The organism is Pandoraea sp. ISTKB (assembly GCF_001721285.1).
GTDB classification, from domain to species: Bacteria; Pseudomonadota; Gammaproteobacteria; order Burkholderiales; family Burkholderiaceae; genus Pandoraea; species Pandoraea capi.
The window spans coordinates 1-21918 of the sequence record NZ_MAOS01000057.1 but is presented as its reverse complement, the minus strand read 5'-3'; the positions used below and the strand labels follow the sequence as shown (position 1 = coordinate 21918).

The 21918-nt window shown below is 63.6% G+C and carries 15 protein-coding genes; 10 read left to right on the top strand and 5 right to left on the bottom strand.

What is annotated here, in order from left to right:
- Positions 1 to 290: 290 nt before the first annotated feature.
- The 5 genes from A9762_RS21125 (at position 291) to A9762_RS21105 (ending at position 6811) form a co-directional block, all read left to right on the top strand.
- Complete coding sequence (locus tag A9762_RS21125; protein WP_069343965.1) at positions 291 to 3257, top strand: xanthine dehydrogenase family protein molybdopterin-binding subunit; 2967 nt, start codon at positions 291 to 293, stop codon at positions 3255 to 3257.
- Positions 3254 to 3973, top strand: a complete 720-nt coding sequence (locus A9762_RS21120; RefSeq protein ID WP_371443127.1) for a (2Fe-2S)-binding protein — start codon at positions 3254 to 3256, stop codon at positions 3971 to 3973. The genes A9762_RS21125 and A9762_RS21120 overlap by 4 nt, the downstream gene beginning before the upstream one ends.
- Before the next feature lie 194 nt (positions 3974 to 4167).
- Complete coding sequence (locus A9762_RS21115; RefSeq protein ID WP_371443129.1) at positions 4168 to 5460, top strand: cytochrome c; 1293 nt, start codon at positions 4168 to 4170, stop codon at positions 5458 to 5460.
- A 77-nt stretch (positions 5461 to 5537) separates the two neighbouring features.
- Positions 5538 to 6221 carry a YafY family protein gene (locus tag A9762_RS21110; RefSeq protein ID WP_069343964.1) on the top strand — a complete coding sequence of 228 codons (684 nt, stop codon included), beginning with the start codon at positions 5538 to 5540 and terminating at the stop codon, positions 6219 to 6221.
- A 215-nt stretch (positions 6222 to 6436) separates the two neighbouring features.
- The gene (locus tag A9762_RS21105; protein WP_069343983.1) at positions 6437 to 6811 is read left to right on the top strand and encodes a VOC family protein; all 375 of its coding nucleotides are present in this window, start codon (positions 6437 to 6439) and stop codon (positions 6809 to 6811) included.
- Positions 6812 to 7140: 329 nt separating this feature from the next.
- Here A9762_RS21105 and msrA read toward each other — a convergent pair whose 3' ends face one another.
- The 3 genes from msrA to msrB form a co-directional block, all read right to left on the bottom strand.
- Positions 7141 to 7950: a peptide-methionine (S)-S-oxide reductase MsrA gene (msrA, locus tag A9762_RS21100; protein ID WP_083254159.1), complete on the bottom strand. Its 810-nt coding sequence runs from the start codon at positions 7948 to 7950 to the stop codon at positions 7141 to 7143.
- A 112-nt stretch (positions 7951 to 8062) separates the two neighbouring features.
- Positions 8063 to 9949 carry a cytochrome c biogenesis protein DipZ gene (locus A9762_RS21095; RefSeq protein ID WP_069343963.1) on the bottom strand — a complete coding sequence of 629 codons (1887 nt, stop codon included), beginning with the start codon at positions 9947 to 9949 and terminating at the stop codon, positions 8063 to 8065.
- 168 nt (positions 9950 to 10117) lie between these two features.
- Positions 10118 to 10561, bottom strand: coding sequence for a peptide-methionine (R)-S-oxide reductase MsrB (msrB, locus tag A9762_RS21090; RefSeq protein WP_371443128.1), 444 nt, complete (start codon positions 10559 to 10561; stop codon positions 10118 to 10120).
- A gap of 513 nt (positions 10562 to 11074) precedes the next feature.
- Between msrB and A9762_RS21085 the strand changes: the two genes are divergently transcribed.
- Positions 11075 to 11827 (top strand): response regulator transcription factor, encoded by a 753-nt coding sequence (locus A9762_RS21085; RefSeq protein ID WP_069343962.1) that lies wholly within the window; start codon positions 11075 to 11077, stop codon positions 11825 to 11827.
- Entirely contained in the window at positions 11824 to 13338 is a 1515-nt protein-coding gene (locus tag A9762_RS21080; protein WP_069343961.1) for a HAMP domain-containing sensor histidine kinase, read from the top strand. Before A9762_RS21085 ends, A9762_RS21080 begins: the two co-directional genes overlap by 4 nt.
- Here the strand turns inward: A9762_RS21080 and A9762_RS21075 are convergent.
- The gene (locus tag A9762_RS21075; protein ID WP_139133332.1) at positions 13322 to 14509 is read right to left on the bottom strand and encodes a hypothetical protein; all 1188 of its coding nucleotides are present in this window, start codon (positions 14507 to 14509) and stop codon (positions 13322 to 13324) included. The genes A9762_RS21080 and A9762_RS21075 overlap by 17 nt on opposite strands.
- 166 nt (positions 14510 to 14675) lie before the next feature.
- The gene (locus A9762_RS21070) at positions 14676 to 16055 is read right to left on the bottom strand and encodes a DASS family sodium-coupled anion symporter (protein ID WP_069343959.1); all 1380 of its coding nucleotides are present in this window, start codon (positions 16053 to 16055) and stop codon (positions 14676 to 14678) included.
- 757 nt (positions 16056 to 16812) lie between these two features.
- On the opposite strand from A9762_RS21070, the gene A9762_RS21065 reads away from it, so the two are divergent.
- The 3 genes from A9762_RS21065 to groL all read left to right on the top strand — a co-directional run bounded on the left by A9762_RS21065 (position 16813) and on the right by groL (position 21584).
- Positions 16813 to 19320 carry a DUF4157 domain-containing protein gene (locus A9762_RS21065; RefSeq protein WP_069343958.1) on the top strand — a complete coding sequence of 836 codons (2508 nt, stop codon included), beginning with the start codon at positions 16813 to 16815 and terminating at the stop codon, positions 19318 to 19320.
- A gap of 278 nt (positions 19321 to 19598) precedes the next feature.
- The gene (groES, locus tag A9762_RS21060; protein ID WP_069343957.1) at positions 19599 to 19889 is read left to right on the top strand and encodes a co-chaperone GroES; all 291 of its coding nucleotides are present in this window, start codon (positions 19599 to 19601) and stop codon (positions 19887 to 19889) included.
- 48 nt (positions 19890 to 19937) lie between these two features.
- The gene (gene groL, locus A9762_RS21055; protein WP_039396571.1) at positions 19938 to 21584 is read left to right on the top strand and encodes a chaperonin GroEL; all 1647 of its coding nucleotides are present in this window, start codon (positions 19938 to 19940) and stop codon (positions 21582 to 21584) included.
- The last annotated feature ends 334 nt before the right edge of the window (positions 21585 to 21918 follow it).

The window sequence follows — 21918 nt, the reverse complement described above, 5'->3', positions numbered from 1 at the left end:
GCATCGTGGGTCCATATCGTCAGACGTCAGCGATGTCCGCGCGTGACGAAGTGGCCGCGTGAATCGTTGCAGTGCCGTTTTGTCGTTCGGGAGTTGCGGGTCGCATTCGTGTTCGTGGCACGTCCCCCCAAAACAAGACGGACGGAACGCATATGCCGCGCCTGCCAAGAAAACACAGTCCATCCGCGGCCGTGTCGAGCGACGACGCTCGTCATGACGCCAGCGCATCCCCTCAGTCCTCCCCAAGTGCATCGAACACCACGAGTCCCGAGACGTCGCCCGGATTCGCGTTGACGCGTCGCGGGTTCCTCAAGGCGTCGGTCATCGCGGGGATCTCCGTGTACATCGCGCCGATGGGCAGCCGGGCATTCGCCGCGCTCTTCGAAGACAAGAACCTCACGCCGGTCGCGTGGGATGCTGCCAGCGGACAAGCGAAATTCCGTATCGACGGCACGGCCAAAGTCACCGGCAGCAAGATCTTCGCGCGCGACGTTCGCTCGCGCGACATGCCGGGCTGGCCCGCGCAACAGGCGCACGCCTTCGTGCTGCGTACGACGCTCGCCGACCGTCCCTATCTCGGCTTCGATCTCTCGCGTCTGGACGACGGTCTGCAACCCGACCGTCTGGTGACGGCCGACGATCTTGCGCGTGATGGCATCGCATTCCCCGAGTTCTATGGCGACGACATGTTGCTGCCCACGGGCAAGACGCCCGCCTATCTCGGGCACGCGGTCGCGATTCTGATCTACAAGGATTTCACGCGCTTTCGCTTCGCCAAGGACAAGCTCAAGTTCCACGACGAAATCATTCGTTATGGCGATGTCACCGGCCCGCTGGAGCGCGATCCGTGGGGCAGCTTCCGCTTCGTGCGTGTGGGCGGCAAGACCGCTTACGACGATGACGTCTACTCCAGTCTGAAGGACGCCCCGATCTTCCCGAGCATGATGCGCAAGCATCTGCCTGTCTGGCCGGACGGCAACGACCACGGCAAACTCGACGAGCAGGGCATGGCGCATGCGGGCAAGATCGGCGACGCGCTCGCGCATCCGCCTGCGAACTGGCTGGTGATGTCGCGCGAGTACCGCACGCAGTCGGTCGACACGGCCGCGCTCGAACCCGATAACGCCAACTGCTGGTACGACGCTGCGACGCAAACGCTGCACATGGTGGTGCCCACACAGTCGCCGTCGGAAGTGGCGGAGAACGCGGCAGCGATGGTTGCCAAAGGGCACTTCCCGGTGAAGCGCCTGATCGTCTATCCGTGCTACACGGTCGGCTATGGCTCGAAGGATCACTACAACATGCCGTTCTACGGACTGGCCGCCGCGATGTACGGCGACGGTCTGCCGGTGCGGCTCGCCAACGACCGCTACGAACAGTTTCAGACGTCGCTCAAGCGTCACGCCTTCACGATGCGCTATCGCATCGGTGTCGACAAAGAGAGCGGCATGCTTCAGGCGTTCGCGGCCGACATGGAGTGCAACGGCGGCGGACGCATGAACTTCTCACCCTCGGTGGCGATGGTGGGGGCGACGGCCGCGCAGTCGATCTACTACTTCCCGCAAAGCGATCTGGCGAGTGTGGCGATTGCCTCGCGCGCGATCGATGCGGGCTCGGCGCGCGGGTACGGCACGTTGCAGTCAATGGCGGCCACCGAGATGATGATCGACGAGATGGCCGCGCAACTCGGTCTCGACGCGATCGACTTCCGCATGAAGAACGCGTTGCGCTCGGGCATGAAGAACACGCAGGGTGCGATCCCCGCCGGGGCGGTGCGGGTCGATGAAGTGCTCGCCCGCGCGAAAGCGCATCCGTTGTGGACGCAGCGCGACAAGAAGAAAGCCGAGTATGAAGCCGCGCATCCGGGGCGTCGCTACGGCGTGGGATTCGCGTGCGTGCAGAAGGACTTCGGCACGGGCGCGGAGACGTCGTTTGCGCGCGTGGAGTTCGACGAGACCGGCAAGATTTCGCTGCACCACACGGCGGCGGAGATCGGTACGGGAACGTCGACGTCGCAGGCCGTGGCCGTGGCGAAATGGCTGGGCATGCCCGCGACGGACGTGCATATCGCCATCACCGACTGGCCGGAACTGCCGGTCGTCACGAGTGGCGATCCGTATCTGATGTCGCAGGGCGATCAGGACAAACTCGCGGCGAACCCGCGCTGGTCGCCGGGGTATGCGTCGCCGTCGAGCGCCACGAACTCCGCGTTCTATTTCACGCATAGCACGCGCGAAGCCGCGCGTCTGCTGTTCTTGCAGGGCCTGTGGCCGGCGGCGCTGTCGATCTGGCGTCGGGGGCTGGGCGGCGGTCAGGCCGCACCGCTCGTGGTGCGCGCCGAAGACGCGCGCTGGGTCGAGGGCAAGCTTTCTGCGGCCGGGCTCGAAGCGCTGCCGCTCGCCATGCTCGCGAAGACGGCCCACGATCTGGGTCTCGCGACGGGCGCGACGGTGCACGTGTTCAACCGCTGGCAGTGGGCCGAAGCCGACTGGGATCTGGGCGACGGTGTGACGCAGCGCCTGCCGGTCGACGGCATTGCGCTGCGCTTCGGCAAGGGCGGTGCGAACCCGCCGACTGCCGTGGCACAAACGCAGGCGACGCAGGCCCCAGCGGCAAAGGCTGCGCATCGCAGCGGCAACGCGCCAGCGAAGTCGGCCGCCGCATCCGCGTCGCATGGTGCGAAAGGCGCGCCGTCGGCCAACGCGAGCGCCACGAGTGCGCAAGTCGCGGCACCCGTGCCCGCTACCGGCTATCGGACTTTCGACCGCAAGCGCGTCTATTACCCGCCGGTGCAGCGCAACAACGCGGCCGTGACGTACTACAGCGCGGTAGGCACGCTCGTCGAATTGTCCGTGCATGAAGCGTCGGGCAAGGTCGAGCTGATTTCGCATCACTCGATCATGGAGTGCGGCAATCAGATTTCGCCGCAACTCGTCTCGGGGCAACTGCAAGGCGGGCTCGCGATGGGCATTGGCCACGCGTTGCACGAATACCTGCCGCTGTACGAAGACGGCCCCGGCAACGGCACGTGGAACTTCAATCGTTACCATCTGCCGCGCGCGGTGGACGTCGCTGTCTGGACGCAAACCGGCGAAGTGTTGCCGCCGATCTCCGAGACCGACGTGCCCAAGGGCATCGCCGAAGTGGTGATGATTCCCGTGGTGGGCGCCATTGTGAACGGCCTCGCGCACGCGATCGGCCATCGATTTACTGATTTGCCGGTGACGCCGGAGAAGATCCAGGAGGTACTGGCATGACGGACACAACGAACGCACCGACCACGGTGAGCGCACCACAGGCGGCGTCAGACGCGAACGCGATGGCGGCATCGGCTTCTACGGCGTCTGCGGCGTCTGCGGCCGCCGCGACGCAACCCATGAGCAGCGCGAGTGCTGCACCGATTTCGATGCCGTCGAATGGCAAGAAACCGTGGGAAACGTTACCCGTGACCGTGAAGGTCAACGGCGTGTCGCACGGTCCGATGGACGTGCCCGCCGGCTTGATGATGATCGACTTCCTGCACGAGACGCTGGGTCTGACCGGCTCGCGTCTGGGGTGCGGGCAGGGCATCTGCCATGCGTGCGTGGTGATCGTCGATCATGCCGACGGCAGCAGCGAGACGGTACGCAGTTGCATCACCGGCGCGAACTATTTCGACGGCAAGACCGTACGCACGGTGGAAGGGCACGCTACGCGCGACGCCGACGGCAAAGTGTCGCTCGCGCCGATCCAGCAGGCGTTCCTCGATCATTTCAGCTTCCAGTGCGGCTACTGCACGCCAGGGTTCGTGAATGCGGCGACGGTGCTGATCGAGCGTCTGAAGCGTCAACCGATTGCACGGGCGGATCTTGAAGCCGCGATCACCGAAGGGCTCAACGATCAGATCTGCCGGTGCACGGGGTACGTGCGCTATTACGAGGCCGTGCGCGACGTCGTGCTTAAAACACCCGGTTGCATCAAGGACGCGAAGTGAGGGGGCGCGAAATGACAAGAACTATCATGCATCCGACTCGCGCCTCCCGCGGATCACGCGTCTCCCGATGGGGGCTGCGCGCGGCGTGCCTCGCCGCTGTGTTGCTCGTCACCGCGTGCAACGACTCGAACACGCCGAAGCCGCCCGAGCCGACGCAACCGCCGAAGCCGAAGACGTCGATGATCCCGTCGCTCGTGACGAACGCGATGGCAGCGGACGCCCCGACCTCGGCGAGCGCACCGGCGGCGTCTGCCGCATCTGCGGCAATGTCGGCACCTGCGGCATCGGCCAGCGAGCCTGCGGCGAAAGCGTCGTCGGCAATGGTTGCCGCGACGTCCGCGCCCGCATCGCAGGCCCCGTCCGAGCTGATCACGCGCGGCAAGTATCTGGCGCGTGCGGCAGACTGTGCGGCGTGTCATACGAGCGCAGACGGTGCGCCGTTCGCGGGTGGCGTGCCGCTCAAGTCGCCGTTCGGCACGTTCTACGGGACCAACATCACGCCGGACAAGACGAACGGCATCGGCGGATGGACGGCAGACGACTTCTACCGTGCGTTGCACGACGGCGTGGCGCCGGACAAGGTGCTGTATCCCGCCATGCCGTACACGTCATACCGGCAGATGACGCGTGCGGACAGCGATGCCATCTACGCCTATCTGATGTCGGTGAAGCCGGCCGCCGTGCCCAACCGCAAACACGACCTCTCGTTCCCGTACAACATGCGTTTCGCGATGCGCGCGTGGGACTGGATGTTCCTGAAGGACACGTTGCCCGATGCATCGAAAGGCCAGTCGGCCGACTGGCTGCGCGGACGCTACCTTGCCAACGCCCTCGGCCACTGCGCGGAGTGCCACACCCCGCGCGGCACCTTCGGGCAGCTCGACAAGGCGAAGCCGCTTGGCGGCGCGGCGCTCGCGCGTATCGCGGCGCCCGATCTGACGCCCGACGCGCTGGCGGCACGCGGCTGGACAGTGAAGGATCTGCAAACGTTCTTCGGCACCGGCATCGCGCCGCAAGGCTCGGCGTTCGGCGAGATGTATCCGGTCGTGCATCTGAGTACGCAGTATCTGACGGGAGACGATCTGCGTGCATTGTCGACGTACCTGCTCGGCGATGCGCCGCCGGCCCCGAAGCCGCTGCCGGACCATCCCGATACGAGCAAGCTGATGGCGGGCCGTAACCTGTATCTCGCCGTTTGCGCCGGCTGCCACGCGGCAGATGGTACCGGCAAGCCGCACGTGGCCGTGTCGATGCTGGGCAATTCGACGGTGCGTCAGAAGGATCCGCGCAATCTGATCGTCACGATTCTCGATGGCGTCGAGGCGCAGAAATTCCCGGGACTCGAAGCGATGCAGGACATGCCGGGCTTCGACAAGCGGCTCACTGACGCGCAGATCTCGGAGCTGTCGAACTACCTGCGCGTGGCGTACGGCGGGCAGGCGGGCGACGTGAATTCGGAGATCGTCAAGCAACTGCGTCAGAAGTAAATCGCAAGCCGTGCGGGCGTCGTGTGACGCTGCACAACATACCGGACGTGGCAGGACATGGCGCATAATGACGCGCCATGTCCCGCACACAACGTCTCTTTTCCCTGATGCAGTTGCTGCGCCGTCACCGCTATCCGGTGGCGGGGGCGGCGCTCGCCACTTCGCTCGGCGTGAGCTTGCGCACGCTCTATCGGGACATCGCCGAATTGCAGTCGCAAGGTGCGCACATCGAAGGCGCGCCGGGGCTGGGCTACGTGCTCAAGCCGGGGTTCATGCTGCCGCCGCTGATGTTCTCGGAAGAGGAAATCGAGGCGATCGTGCTCGGCTCGCGCTGGGTCGCGAAGCGCACCGACGGGGCGCTGGCGGACGCCGCCGCGAACGCGCTGGCGAAGATCGCCGCCGTGCTGCCGTCGGATCTGCGCACGTCGCTGGAGGCGTCGACATTGCTCATCGGGCCGGGCGATCCGTTGCCGCCGATGATCGTCGAGCTGACCGACATTCGTGAGGCCATTCGCGCCGAACGCAAACTCCATCTCTCCTACCGCGACGAAGCGGGGCGCCTGTCGGAGCGCGTTGTCTGGCCGTTCGCGCTCGGTTTCTTCGACCGTGTTCGCATGATTCTGGCGTGGTGCGAATTGCGCGACGATTTTCGCAGCTTCCGCTGTGACCGTATCGAAGCGATGGCGGTGACCGGAACGCGTTACCCGCGCGGGCGTCGTGCGCTGCTCAAGGCATGGCGCGAGACGACGGGCAAGGACTGAGTCGTCGTCGGTTTTGCCTGTGTCAGCGGTGTGACGGACGGCGAAAAAACCGTTCGTTGATGCGTTTCAAATCGGTGTTTTGCTGCTGACAAAAACTGACAGCATCTCTTCGTACGATGACGTTCATGACAACGCAGGACGGCATTCGATTCGCCAGCGATCGACGCCGCGTTGTCCATAAAAACTTCATCGATAACGAACGACAGGAGCTCGTCATGCTGCATCCCGACATGATCAATTTGTACGTTGCCAGCCCGCCCGAGAGCGCGGGTTTCTATTCGGATCTGTTCGATCTGGAACCGGTGGAAGCGTCGCCGGGGTTTGCGTTGTTTGCCTTTCCCTCGGGGATGAAGCTCGGCCTGTGGGCGCGCTTCTCCGTGGCGCCGACGGCGATTGCGCCGCCCGGCGGCAGCGAGGTGGTGTTCCCGGTGGCGTCGTATGCACACGTCGATGCGACGTGGGAGGACTGGAGTTCGCGAGGCATCACGATTCTTCAGGCGCCGACGACGATGGACTTCGGTCGCACGTTCGTCGCATCCGATCCGGATGGGCATCGTCTGCGTGTCTATCGCCTTGCCGAGAATCGCTGATCCGTTGATCCGCTGCTCAGTTGAGCGACCGTTGAGGTTGGCGGTCGCGTTAGTTGGGCGGTGCGTCAGGCGTCAGTGAGTAAAGCGTCAGTGAGTCAGGGGCTGCCGGGTGCCCTGTATGAGCGGCACCCGGGCCCTTCCTGCTCTCGCTATTGCACTGCGCTTACTACTGCTACTGCTACTGCTACTGCTACTGCTACTGCTACTGCTACTGCTACTGCTACTGCACCATCAACTGCACACAGCTACTGCAACGCCAACTACACCTGCCATATCGACGGCAGCGACCTCTGTGATGAGATCACCACCGTTCTCCTCCACTGCAACATTTACTTCGTCGACGCGGTTTTCACGAGCACCGGCGAATCGCGATACTGCGTGGGGAAAATGCGCTTGAGGTCCTTCACCTTCGGCAGATCGTTGATGACGATGTACGGATAGGTCGGGTGCTCCGTGAGGAAGTCCTGGTGATACGTCTCCGCAGCGTAGAAGCCCGTGTACTTCTCGACCTTCGTGGCAATGGGCTTGTTGTATGCGTGCGAGGCGTCCAACTGGGCGATGTAGGCGGTGGCGACCTGACGCTGTGCATCGGTCATCGGGAAGACGGCCGAGCGGTATTGCGTGCCGCTGTCCGGGCCTTGGCGGTTCACCTCCGTGGGGTTATGCGCCACCGAGAAGTAGATTTGCAGCAGCTTGCCGTAAGACACCTGCTGCGGATCGAACGTCACCTGCACCGATTCGGCATGTCCGGTCGAGCCCGTGCTGACCGTCTCATAGTCGGCCGTCTTGGCAGTGCCACCGGCATAGCCAGACTCGGCCTTCGTCACGCCTTTCACATGCTGGAAGACACCCTGCACGCCCCAGAAGCAGCCGCCGGCAAAGACAGCCGTTTCCGTGCGGGCGCCCGTCGACGGTTCGTCGAGCTTCGGTGCGGCAATGACGACGGCATCCTCGGCGCCGAAGGCGAACGCCCCCGATTGCCACACGAAGACCCCGGCGGCGACGGCGGCCGTGCCGATCAGGGCACGTCGCAAGTGCGAGATCGAGGACGTCTTGCGGCGCGATGTGACGGCATCGTGATGGAGCGCTTGCTGCGGTTGTTGCTGTTGTTGCCGTTGTTGTGAATCGAACTTGGTCATTTGAAGACTCCCGGCGTCGACGGACGCCTCGGTTGCGGTGTTGTAAGGGCCTGTAGGGCGTTGTATGGGCTTGTGCGGCCTTGTACGGCTTTAGTGAGTCGCGGTTTTTCGATCACCCGAACGTGAAGGCGTAGGCAGACGCACCGGCATCGAGAAACTCGATGCTGAACGTGTGGTCGCGCACATCGCCCTTTTGACGGACCAGTTGGTACAGACGCTGCGAGGTCACCGTGCCGGTGCCGTCGGCCGCGACGTCGGTGCCATGCGCGTCGCCCGGGGCTTCGCCGTCGACGGTCACACGGAAGCGCACGGGCTTGCCGCTGGCGTCAGGGCCAAGCACGAGGTGCAGGTCACGTGCATGGAAGCGGTAGACGATGCGTGCGCCAACCTGCGTGGCTGTCGCCTGCTCGGGACCGACCTTCCATTGCCCGGCCAGTCCCCAATTGTTGAGCGACGGCATCGACGGGGCGCGGTACTCGTTCACGGCGTCCTTCACGGCACCGCCCGGCGACGCGAAGTTCTCGGCGCGTTCGTAGCCGACGTACGTTTCCGGCGACTGGACATCGCCCATGTCGGCGGCTTGTTGCACGCCGCTGGCCTTGACGTCCGTGATGCTGTCGGCGACCTGCTTGGCGCCGGCTTCGCGCAGCAACTGCTGGATCACGCGCTCCGATTCGGCGTAGTTGCCCTCACCGAAGTGGTGGTAACGCACGCGGCCCTGCGCATCGACGAAGTAATGGGCCGGCCAGTACTGATTGTTGAAGCCGCGCCAGATGGCGTAGTTGTTGTCGATGGCGACCGGATAGTCGACGCCGAGATCGTGCACGGCTTTCACGTTGCCGATGTCGCGCTCGAAGGCGAACTCCGGTGCATGTACGCCGATGACGACGAGCCCCTGATCGCGATACTTCTGTGCCCAAGCCTTCACGTACGGCAGCGTGCGCAGGCAGTTGATGCAGGAGTAGGTCCAGAAGTCGATGAGCACAACCTTGCCACGCAGTGCCTGTGCGGTGAGCGGCGGCGAGTTGAGCCATTGCACGGCACCGTCGAGCGAGGGCAACTGGCCTTCGACGGGCAGCGGTGCGGGCTCGCTCGCTGCGGTGCGAACCATGGCATTGCTCGCGGCCATCATGGCGGGGCCACCGGCAGCGTTGTTCGTGCTGTCCGTGCCATTGCCTGCGTCTGCCGTCGGGGCTTCGGTGGCGGTGCTATTGGTGCTATTGCCGCTGTTACCGGCATTCGCAGCATTGCCGCGGCCGCCCAGTTGATCGACGAGACGCTGTTCGATGCCACCGGTCGACGCCGTCGACAACTGGGCGAGTACGCCTGTGTCGAGACCCAACGCAATCGCACCGACGCCTGCGAGCATCAGACCGCCCAGCACACGGCGAATCCATTCGCCTGCGCCGAGGGAGCGCTTCATGGTGGCGAAGACGCGTCCGCCGACGAGCAACGCGAGGGCGAGCGAGGTCGCTGCACCTGCCGCATAAGCGATCAGCAGCAACGTGGTGCCGACGCTCGCGCCTTGTAGGGCGGCGCCGGTGAGCACCAGACCGAGAATCGGGCCGGCGCAGGGCGCCCACAGCAGACCGGTGGCGATGCCGAGCAGGAACGAGGCGCCGGGGCCGGCACCCTTCGATTCGCCATCGGGGGTTGTGCCGTCACCTTGTGCGGACTGTGTCAGGCGATTGCCGAGCGACACGAGCGGGTGCGTCAGGCGTTCGGCCAGTTTCGGGAACAGCAGCGTCGCACCGAAGATGGCGACGAGCGCAAGGGCGAGCCAGCGTCCGTACTGGTTGGCCTGCACGACCCAGCTACCGCCGACGGCAGCGAGCGTGGCGACGACTGCGAACATCAGCACCATGCCGGCGAGCATCGGCAGCACGCTGCGCGAGAACGACTGGCCGGCACGCGAGAACACGAACGGCAGCACCGGCAAAATGCACGGGCTGACAATCGTCAGAATCCCACCGAGGTAGGCAAGGATGAGCAAAGTCATGAAGCGCTCCTTGGGCGACGTCCGATCTTCGGACGGTGCGAGTTTTTATAGGATGAGCGGTGAATCGGGACCGGCCTCAGCCGGGACGGTGTTTCTCTTCATCGTCTGAGTGCCGCTGCGGGTCTCGTCGCTCGCCATCGGGCTGGCTGGCGGGACCCGTGCGGGCTGTCAGGCGGCTTGCGGGCGGAACGTCATCGCCAGACCGTTCATGCAGTAGCGCAGGCCGGTCGGCTTCGGGCCGTCGTCGAATACGTGACCCAGATGGCCGCCGCAACGGCTGCAATGGACTTCGGTACGAATCATCCCGAACGTGGTGTCGGTGCGGGTGCCCACGGCCTTGTCGAGCGGGGTCCAGAAGCTCGGCCAGCCGGTATGGCTGTCGAACTTGGTGCGCGACGAGAACAGCGGCTGTGCACAGCCCGCGCACGCGAAGGTGCCGGCGCGGTGTTCGTCGTTGAGCGGGCTGGAATACGGGCGTTCGGTGCCTTCCTGACGCAGGATTTCGTATTGTCCGGGCGAGAGACGCTTGCGCCATTCGGCGTCGCTGAAGGCGACCTCGAAATGTGCCGATGCGCCCGCACGGCGGCTGTCGTCGGCAAAGGCCGGACGCACCAGACGCGGTACCAGTCCGGCGGCTGCTGCGGCAGCAGCAGCGCTCGCGCTCAGCAGGAAGAGACGGCGGGCAGGCGTAGCCCCGGCGTCGGCGGCACCGGATCGCGCGGTCTGGCGCGGTGCCGGCGGTTGGTGCGCCTCACGTGCCCCATGTGCCTCAAGTGTCTTGATCGGCTTACGTGGCTTGGGCGGGTACAAATCGGACAATCTCATGACATCCTCCGGTCAGTGGGACGATCCGGGGTGGGCTGGCCCCGCCGCAGCAAAAACGGGGAGCGCGACGGCGGTGGTACGGCACAGAGGGGATCCACGCCGGATCGATGACTGAAGGGTAGTGCGCGAGCCATGGCAAAGTCCTCACGTAATATTAAACAATTCGTGATACCTCTCCTGGCGTGTTCTGCGCACAATGGGAGCCGTTAGCATCCGCTAATACGCTGCTATCAGGGCGCTAAAGTGCTGCTAGCATCGGTTATCCTCCACAGCCCTCACTTTTCGGGAGCCACCCGTTCGATGGAATCGCCGCGCCGTGTTCTGCTCGTCGAAGACGACGTGCATATCGCCGACCTGCTCACGCTGCATCTGCGCGACGAGCGCTTCGAAGTCGTGCATTGCGCCGACGGCAACGAGGGCTTGCGCCGTCTGGCCGAAGGCGGATGGGATGCGCTGATTCTCGATCTGATGCTGCCCGGCGTCGACGGGCTTGAAATCTGCCGCCGGGCGCGTGAAATGACTCGTTACACCCCCATCATCATTACGAGCGCCCGCTCCAGCGAGGTGCACCGCATTCTCGGGCTGGAACTGGGCGCGGACGACTATCTCGCCAAGCCGTTTTCCGTCCTGGAGCTGGTGGCGCGGGTCAAGGCGCTCATGCGCCGTGTCGACGCCCTGGCGCGCAACGCCCGCATGGAAGCGGGCAGTCTGGCGATCGCGGGTCTCTTCATCGATCCGATCGCCCGCGAGGCGTCGCTCGCCGGCAAGCTGCTGGATCTCACGCCGCGCGAGTTCGATCTGCTGTATTTCTTCGCTCGCCAGCCCGGCAAGGTGTTCTCGCGCATGGATCTGCTCAACGCCGTGTGGGGGTATCAGCACGAGGGCTACGAGCACACCGTCAACACGCACATCAACCGGTTGCGCGCGAAGATCGAGGCCGATCCGGCGCAGCCGACGCGCATCCTGACGGTGTGGGGCCGTGGCTACAAGTTCGCGAACGACGGCGCACCCGATGGCTCGGGGAGTACCGGTGGCGAAGCAGGAGCAGCATGATGCGTCGCTGGAATCTCACACTGACTCAACGTCTGTCGGTCGTTTTCGCAGTGCTGCTGCTGATTTGCAGCGGCACGTCCGCATGGATGCAGGTGCAGGCGAACCGCATGCACGAAGCCGAAGTCATTCAGGGGCTGTCGCGCGGGCTGGCCGAACATATCGCCGCGAACGCACAACTGATGGACGCGAACGGCATGAAGCCCGACGCCGTGCGGCGTCTGTTCGGGCAACTCATGGTCGTGAACCCGAGCGTCGAGGTCTATCTGCTCGACGAACAGGGCCGCATCACCGGACACGCCGCGCCGGAAGGACGCCTGCGACGCACGCAGATCGACCTCGGGCCTGTGCACCAGCTCATCGACGGCGAAGCGCTGCCGATCTACGGCGACGATCCGCGCAACAACGATGTGCGCAAAGTGTTCAGCGCGGCCCCGTTGCGTGTGGATGGGCGTGAGGTCGGCTACGTGTACGTGGTGCTGTTGGGTGAGGCGCACGATCGCTTCGCCGAGCGTGGCGCGACGAGCGCGGCACTGAACACGGCGTTGTGGTCGATCGGACTGGTGGCGGCGTTGTGCCTGATCGCCGGTCTGGCGGCGTTCGCGCTCATCACCCGCCCATTGCGTCGTCTGACCGATACCGTGCGCGAATTCGATATCGACGCCGCGCCGCCGGTGGCAGCGCCCGCGCCCATGGTGTCGATGTCGTCGATGTCGGCCGAGGAACTGGCGGCACAGCAGTCGCGGCCCAGCGACGAAATCATGGTGCTGGAGCGTGCCTTCCGCCAGATGGCCGAACGGCTGGGTACGCAGTGGCGGACGTTGACGCGTCAGGATCAGGAGCGGCGCGAACTCATCGCCAACATCTCCCACGATCTGCGAACGCCGCTCTCGTCGATGCATGGCTATCTGGAGACGCTCTCGCTCAAGGACGCCACGCTCACGCCCGCCGAGCGGCGGCGCTATCTGGGCATCGCGTTAGATCAGAGCCGTAAGGTGGGCGCGCTGGCGCAGTCGCTGTTCGAACTGGCGCGTCTGGAGCACGGGTTCGTGCAACCCGAGGCGGAGCCGTTCTCGGTGACGGATCTGATCCAGGACGTCTTCCAGAAATTCGAACTGAGCGCCGAGTCGCGCGGCGTGGCGTTGCGCGCACAACTGGCCCCGCAGATTCCGGCCGCCCGTGCCGATCTCGGACTGATCGAGCGCGTGTTCACGAACCTGCTGGAAAACGCGTTGCGCTATACGCCGTCGGGCGGGGAGATCACGGTGGCGGTGGCGCCGGTCGGCTCGGAAATCGAAGTGCGCGTGAGCGACACGGGACCGGGCATTCCGGAGAATGCGCGCGAAGGGCTCTTCGAGCGTCCCTTTACGGTGGGCGGCGCTCGCCGTGAAGGCGGGCTCGGATTGCGGATCGTGCACCGCATCCTGCAACTGCACGACCGGCGCATCACGTTAATGGATACGACCGGTCAGGCGGGGCAGGGCGCAACGTTCCGCTTTACTTTGCCGACGTAAGCGCGTTGCCGGTGGCGGCGGAAGCTGCCGCAGGCAACGCCACCGTCACGGCTGGAGACGTTGCAGCCGGTGCCGAAGCGGCCGACGATGCACCGTTCGAGCCATTCGAGCCGTTGAGTGTGACACCGGTTGCCGCGTCGAAATACGTCAGCTTGCGCACGAAAACGTTGGCAAACGGGTCGACCCTGTCGCCGGGCGACGTGATGACGATGCGCACGATGTTGCCGTGGCTGTCGTATTTGTAGTGATACTCGGAGACGTGACGCTCGCCGGTCGCCGCATCGGTGCGGGTGACGCGCATCAGTTCATGATTCGGTGAATATTCCGAGACCTCGTTGTCCCAGGCCAGCGGCAGCCATTGCCCGTCGATAAAGGCCGAAGCGCCGTTATCACGCACGATACGGCCACCATCGGGTTTGCGCTCGACGCTGGCAAAGGTGCGATACGACACCATCTTCGGCGCGGGACGTGCCCGGCCATCCGCCGTGATCACCCGCCGGGCTTCGTTCGGCGCTTCCCACTGACGCGACAATGCGAAGCACTCGTCGTCGAACTGGCGCGCCTGAATGGTGCCCGGACGGCGGCGATGCAGGCTGTTCGACGCGGAGACGATGCTGCGCGTCCATTCCAGGTGCCCATCCTCCTGACGCACCTGCTCCTTCCACGCCGGATGGCGCACCGCGTGCACGATCCACGCGTCGGGCCCGTCCCAGTCCACGGTTGCGCCGTCGATGCTGTGCAGTCGACCGTCCGCGCCGTAGGTGTAACGGCCACGGTCGGTGCTGGCGAGCAGATGACCTTGCGGGTCGAACTCCATCACGATGCGGTTGCCGTTATCGAGCGAGCCGACCTTGCCGGTCGCGCGGTCGTAGCTGGCGATGAAGCGTGTTTCCTCGATTTTGCGAACGCCGGCGGGAATGCCGCCGAAGTTGCGCATCAGGTCGTCTTCTTCGCGAAGGGAGGTTTGCACGCACCACGGCAGCGGTGTGACGGGCTGAGCCGCTTCGACGGCGTTGGCCGGGGTCGCCGCGTTCGCGGGCGCCGATGCCGGCGTATTCGTCACTTTCTGGCTGGTCGGGGCGGTGCCCGGCGGTGTGCTGGCGCAGCCGGCGAGCACGGCGGTGAGTGTGGCGAGTGCCAGAGCACCGCGCACAGGACGTAAAGAAAGCATGGATTGGACAGTTCGGGCAGGTGAAGCAGACATCATCGCAACGGATTGCCGGAGGTGTTTTTCCGCAATTGTACCGGCTCCGTGTGACGCGTCCGCGCCAGCCCGTTCCGGGATGGGCCGAAGGCGCGTCTACGGGGGAGCTACGGCGCGCCTTCGGTCGACCGCATTAGCGCCAGAGAAACCACGCAAACGCGGTAATGACGAGGATGCAGACGAGGTTGATCCCGAGCCCCGCGCGGACCATCTGGCTTTGCGGCACGCTGCCGGTGCCGAACACGATGGCGTTGGGCGGGGTGGCCACGGGCAGCATGAACGCGCACGATGCGCCGATACCGATCACCATTGTCAGCAACGCCTCTGGCAGGCCCAGCGACAGCGAGATGGCGGCGAAGATCGGCACCAGAATCGCGGCGCTGGCTGTGTTGCTCGTCAACTCGGTGAGGAAAACGATGAATGCGGCCGTGATGAGCAGAATTACGAGGACGGGGCTCGTTGCGAAGACGCTCGACACGCCTTGTGCCATGACGACGCTGGCACCGGAGTCGCGCAGCACCACGCTAAGCGTGAGACCGCCGCCGAAGAGCAGCAGTACGCCCCAGTCGGTATGGGCCTGAATCTGCTTCCATGAGGCGACGCCTGTGGTGGCGATGAGGATCGCGGCGAGCAATGCGATCAGTGTGTCGAGTTGCTTCACGTCGCCGAGCCACGCCGAGATGTGCTGGCTGAAGATCCATGACAGGACCGTGAAACCGAAGATGCCGACGGCGGCGATGCGCTGGCCGGTCCACGTCATCGGCTCGGTCTCGATGTCGACCGTCTGGTCCAGACGCGGACGCAGCACCAGCCAGGTCGTCGCGATCATGAGCGGGAGCAACACGGCGACCAGCGGCACGCCGAACTTCGCCCACGTCAGGAAATCGATGCCTAGGTGAGTGGCGACCATGGCGTTGGGCACGCTGCCGACCACGGTGCCCAACCCGCCGATGTTCGCGCTGTAGGCGATGCCGAGCAGCAGAAACGTCACGGTCTTGCGGTCGCGGCTGGCGTCGAGCTGCGAGAGGATGCCCAGGGCGAGCGGCAGCATCATCGACGTGGTCGAGGTGTTGTTCACCCACATGGAGAGCAGGGCGGTCGCGCCGAACAGCATCAAGGCGGCGCGCCCCATATGGCCGCCGGCCAGATGGAGGAGCCAGTTGGCGAGAAAGCGGTCGAGCCCCTGAATTCGCATGGCGGTCGCCAGCGCGAAGCCGCCGAAGAACAGGAAGACGATGGGATGGGCGAACGAGCCGAGTGCGGCGGGGGTATCGAGAATGCCGAGCATCACGGCGAGCACCGGCACCATTAGCGCGGTGGCCGTCAGATGGACGGCTTCGGAGAGCCACAGCACGGCGATGAAGACGGCGAGCGCCAGCCCGCGATTGGTCTTGTCTTCGAACGGCAGGACGACAATCAGCGTCACCATCAGAACGAGATTGGCGAGCAGTATCCAGGCGTCGCGGGCGGACATCGCCCACTGCCGGGCGACGGTTCCAGCAAGTTGATTCATCTCCTGATTCCTCGAGTTGCGATAGTTTTCCTTGGCGTTTCCCGTCGTAACAAACTGAGCGAGGGGGCGGGGCACACGCCGGACCGGTAGCGGCGGGGTCCGGCACCGATGGCGTTCCGAGACGACTGTCCATCGCTCTCCATTGGTTACGTGCCCGCCTTTGATATCGCGAATGCCGCTGCGGTGCCTTAGGAAATCGCTCATACGTGGGGTGGGGAGCGATAGTTCGGGCCTATGCCCTGTTTCGCCTGTCAACGTTGACAGTTGGCGGGCATGGATTTGCATGGCGAGATAGCGATGTGGCGGGCGTCGTGAATTCGTCGAACATGCAACCGCCTAAGTATTGGGTCTCGATGGCCTAACCGACATCGTTACAAGATTCCACAACGATTCATAAGAGGTAGCACGGGGTTAGTTCTGTTGTGCGATGGAGCGGCGCTGCGAGATGTCGGTACGCAGCGCTCTTTTTATGCCCGGGCGAGATCGCCCCCCCCTGCTTTTGACAATCCTTTGATCCTCCCCGAGAATCGCCGAGCAAAACACGGCACAACTACATGTCGGATACGGGGGGCGGGCGATGCATTCCCATGATGATCAAACGAGACGGGACGGCGGCCATTTGCCGCAGCAAGGCCTTGGCGGAGGCCGCGCTGGCCAGGCGCTCAGTGACAATCGCCCCAGCGCCTTACGCCAACGTCAGATTCAGGACATGGCCGATGCAAGCCCGCGAACACGCCACTCGGCCGCTATTCAACGCATGGCAGACGCCAGCACGGACCGCGATGGGGACAAGTTTGGCGCGATGCTGCCGCTGCAACGGGCGGCCGACACATCGGCGGGACCGGAGTCTCCGCCCGAAGGCGGTCTGCCGGGCGGGTTGAAGTCGTCTATCGAGCTGTTATCGGGATTCACGATGGACGACGTCACCGTCCACGCCAATTCGACAAAGCCTGCGCAGCTTCAGGCGCATGCCTTCACGCAGGACACTCAGATCCACCTCGCCCCGGGGCAGGAAAAGCACCTTGCTCATGAGGCGTGGCACGTCGTCCAGCAGAAGCAAGGCCGAGTCCGGCCCAACGCGCAAACCCGGAATGGCACCGCTCTCAACGACGACGCCGGGCTCGAACGCGAAGCCGACATCATGGGCGAGCGGGCGCTGCAACTTCGCGGCCGCGCCGGCGCACCGGGTTCGTTGCAAAGTGCACGGGCCACCCCCACCGTCCAGCGGGTGAACATTAGTGGGCATCAATACTCGGTGGAGCAGGCCATCGCAGCAGTGCTGAATGAACTGGAGACTCCCTCCCCCCGCATCGACGCGCGCTTCCGGCCGCTGATCGCGCAGCCCGAGATTCTGCGCGAGGTCGTCGAAGATATCGATCAGCGGTACACGGAGAAATCACTCGACGGCGAAGACCATTTCTTTGAGATTCTCGAAGACACGTTCGAGACCTGGTACGCGTGGACGGCGCGCAATCGCCGTCCCCCGCCGGGCTTGCAAGTCACTGTCGATCCGCTCGATCTGCCGCACGAGACGCCGCTGCCCGTACGGCAAGAGCATGCACGGCAGATTCGACTTCAGATCGAAGGCATCAACTCACTGTCGGTCGAGCAATGGCTAGGCAATGTCTTGTTGAATCGGATGAAGTCCACAGATACGCAGGTATCGTCAAAATTTGCCACCGATACCGGCAAGCGTGTCGCGCAGACCATCGATGGGTATCTGCTCAAGGACGATGATCTCGCGCTGTTCTTCATGAATACCGTCTTGCGGCGTCTTGAAGACATTGTGAGCAAGCATAAGGAATATGCAGGCAACGCGGCGGTGCAAGGGATCATGCGGGCCGCGCAAACGGCCATTGCCGTGGGCAAGAACGTCTACCTGATTTTCCGGAACATGAACGGCCAGATGTACCTCGACTGGCTCGCGAAAAATGGTCTGGAAGGCGGCGTCGGGCGTAATTCGGGCGAAGGCGACAACACGTGGTTCCGTGCCAAATTCGCCGACGGCATTCACCTTGCGTCAGCCAACGGCGGTGCTCTCGAACACAATGCCGTGCTTCACAATCCCGACCAATGTATCGGCGGACCGATGGCCATTCTTTGGCAGGGCCGCGAAGAAGAAGCCGTCGCCACGCTGCAAGAGAATTTCCGACGCTTTCGCGACGAATATGCGCGGCTGGCCAGCGCGTGCCATACGCAACGGCAGTCGGTCGCGCAGAAGCGATCTGACGTTGAAAACCGGGGGGCTTATCTCGCGAAAGTTAACGATTCCAATCGTTTCAGCGCCTTATTCCGTATGCCCGCCTCGGCGCCAAAATCACCCGATACGCTGGCGCAGGAACTGCAGGATGCGACCCTGGCGCTGGGTACGCTCGAAGGGCAGTTAACCGAGATATCGGTCCGATACCGGGAATCGGCGACCGAGTATCGGAACGCCATATTGCGGCACCTTGGAAATTACGACGTCAACAGCAATCTGGGGCAGGCCTGGATGGAAGGCCGAGACGCTACGAGCCGAATCGAGCAGGTGTTAGGAAACGTGCTGGAGTATGTGCAACGTTTCGGCATCGACAACGTGAGGAACGTTCGGATGAACGTTCGCTACGATCTGGCGTCTCCCGTGTTCGGCAGCGGCCATTTGCCAGCGCAGCCTGACGTGGGTGCCGAAGATTTCGTCAAGGCGTCGCGCGACGCCGGCAAGGTCTCGGTGCCCGAACTCAGTCGATTCAAACGCGAAAAACTCGACACACCGCCAGATCCGTCGAGCAAGCAGCTAACCTTTCACGACCTCGGCCATCGACACAGCGACGTCTTTGCTGCGCAACAGGCCATGGATGTTTCGTTGCAGAACGTCCGGCACCATTTCGGCGTCGGGCGCGCACCCGGACGTGGCATGAACTGCCTGATTTATGCGGTCCTGCTGGCATCCGGGCGTAATCCGACACAGCAGCAAGTGGACCATATCCGCGCGAACGCGATGGACCTCGGTCTGGTCGGGCTGCTCGACATGTTCGATCTGAATCAGGGCGGTGGGCAGGCGGTGCTGCAAATGATCGTCAATCAGATTGGCGCGTTCACGCTGCACGTTGTCAGCGTGAATCCGGCGACTGGGGGTTTTTGGAGCTACGAGACCTACAATCTCGGCGGTGGCCCGGTGATCACGATCCTTCACACCGGCAATCACTTCACGCCGCTGTTCGGTGATCCGACCGCCTTCCAGGCGGCGCTGGATCCTGGCGTACCCCGCATCCCCCACACCCTCTAACTGTGGTGGTCAGGTATGTCATTGATTTCAAAAGGTTTGCGTCGGCTGTCGATCTGGCGAGTTCAAAGTTGAGTGAGCAAAGTCCGGAATTCAGTGCATCTCGTCAGTAATTTCACTTTTCTTCACCTCCGGGAAAACCCCGCGTCTTGAAATCGTAAAACCCCGTCCCTATAATTAGCACTCGTTGGCGCAGAGTGCTAACGCCATGAATTCACCAAATATGCAAATGATTGCATATTTAGTTTTGACGATCTCACTGAGAGAAAGAGGAGCTTGTAATGAACCTTCGTCCCTTGCATGACCGCGTTATTGTCAAGCGCCTGGACAACGAAACGAAGACCGCATCGGGCATCGTGATCCCGGACGCGGCTGCTGAAAAGCCGGACCAGGGCGAGATCCTGGCCGTCGGCCCGGGCAAGCGCGATGATCAAGGCAAGTTGATCGCACTCGACGTGAAGGTGGGCGACCGCGTTCTGTTCGGCAAGTACGCCGGCCAAAGCGTGAAGGTCGATGGCCAGGAACTGCTGGTCATGCGCGAAGAAGACATCATGGCCGTCGTGGCCCAGTAAGTCTTTCCCCCAAAGACATCTACGTAAAGTATTCAAGGAGTTACAGCAATGGCAGCTAAAGAAGTCGTTTTCGGCGATGCCGCTCGTGCCAAGATGGTCGAGGGTGTCAACATCCTCGCCAACGCCGTCAAGGTGACCCTGGGCCCGAAGGGCCGTAACGTCGTGCTCGAGCGCAGCTTCGGCGGCCCGACCGTGACCAAGGACGGTGTGTCGGTCGCCAAGGAAATCGAACTCAAGGACAAGCTCCAGAACATGGGCGCGCAAATGGTCAAGGAAGTGGCTTCCAAGACCAGCGACAACGCCGGTGACGGCACCACCACCGCCACGGTGCTGGCTCAGTCGATCGTCCGCGAAGGCATGAAGTACGTTGCCTCGGGCATGAACCCGATGGACCTGAAGCGTGGTATCGACAAGGCCGTTGCCGCCGCCATCGAAGAACTGCGCAAGATCAGCAAGCCCTGCACCACGAACAAGGAAATCGCTCAAGTCGGCTCGATCTCGGCCAACAGCGACACCTCGATCGGTGACTACATCGCCAAGGCGATGGACAAGGTCGGCAAGGAAGGCGTGATCACCGTCGAAGACGGCAAGTCGCTGCAAGACGAGCTGGACGTCGTCGAAGGTATGCAATTCGACCGCGGCTACCTCTCGCCGTACTTCATCAACACCCCGGAAAAGCAAGTCGCGATCCTGGAGAACCCGTTCGTCCTGCTGTTCGACAAGAAGGTGTCGAACATCCGTGACCTGCTGCCGGTGCTCGAGCAAGTCGCCAAGGCTGGCCGTCCGCTGCTGATCATCGCCGAAGACGTCGAAGGCGAAGCCCTCGCAACGCTGGTGGTCAACAACATCCGTGGCATCCTGAAGACCTGCGCCGTCAAGGCTCCGGGCTTCGGCGACCGCCGCAAGGCCATGCTGGAAGACATCGCCATCCTGACGGGCGGCCAGGTCATCGCCGAAGAAATCGGCCTGACGCTGGAAAAGGCTACGCTGGCTGAGCTGGGTCAAGCCAAGCGCATCGAAATCGGCAAGGAAAACACCATCATCATCGATGGCGCCGGTGAAGCCGTGAACATCGAAGCACGCGTCAAGCAGATCCGTGCCCAGATCGAAGAAGCCACCAGCGACTACGACCGTGAAAAGCTGCAAGAGCGCGTGGCCAAGCTGGCCGGCGGTGTTGCCGTGATCAAGGTCGGCGCTGCGACCGAAGTCGAAATGAAGGAAAAGAAGGCACGCGTGGAAGACGCGCTGCACGCTACCCGCGCTGCCGTGGAAGAAGGCATCGTCCCGGGCGGCGGTGTTGCGCTGCTGCGTGCTCGCGTTGCCGTGTCGGACCTCAAGGGTGCCAACGCTGACCAGGACGCCGGTATCAAGATCGTGCTGCGCGCGATGGAAGAGCCGCTGCGTCAGATCGTCACCAACGGTGGCGAAGAAGCCAGCGTCGTCGTGGCCAACGTGGTTGCCGGCAAGGGCAACTACGGCTACAACGCATCGTCGGGCGAGTACGGCGATCTGGTGGAAATGGGCGTTGTGGATCCGACGAAGGTCACCCGCACCGCACTGCAAAACGCCGCTTCGGTGTCGGGCCTGCTCCTGACGACCGACTGCGCCGTTGCCGAACTGCCGAAGGAAGATGCTCCGATGGCCGGCGGTATGGGCGACATGGGCGGTATGGGCGGCATGGGCATGGGCATGTAAGTCTCGCAAGAGACGGCATGCACGGAGCGCCGCGAGGCGCTTCGAATGTCTGGCCTCCGGGCGTCGGTGCAAGATCCTCGATCTACGTACCGTCGCCCGACGCCAAAACGGCAACACATTCTCCGGAATGCGTTGCCGTTTTTTTATGCGCTGACGTTCAAGTCCTGACGAAGCGGGCGTTCGCCGTCAGTCTTTCCTCGATGCTTTCGGGCGGGCGGCGGTATCCGGCGGTGCGACGGTCTCGGTTGCCCCATCGTCGCGGCTGAGCGGGAATGGGGAGCCAGCAAGCGGCGTCATGGCTGCGATCTCGTCCTGCATCCAGTCCCAAAAGGCG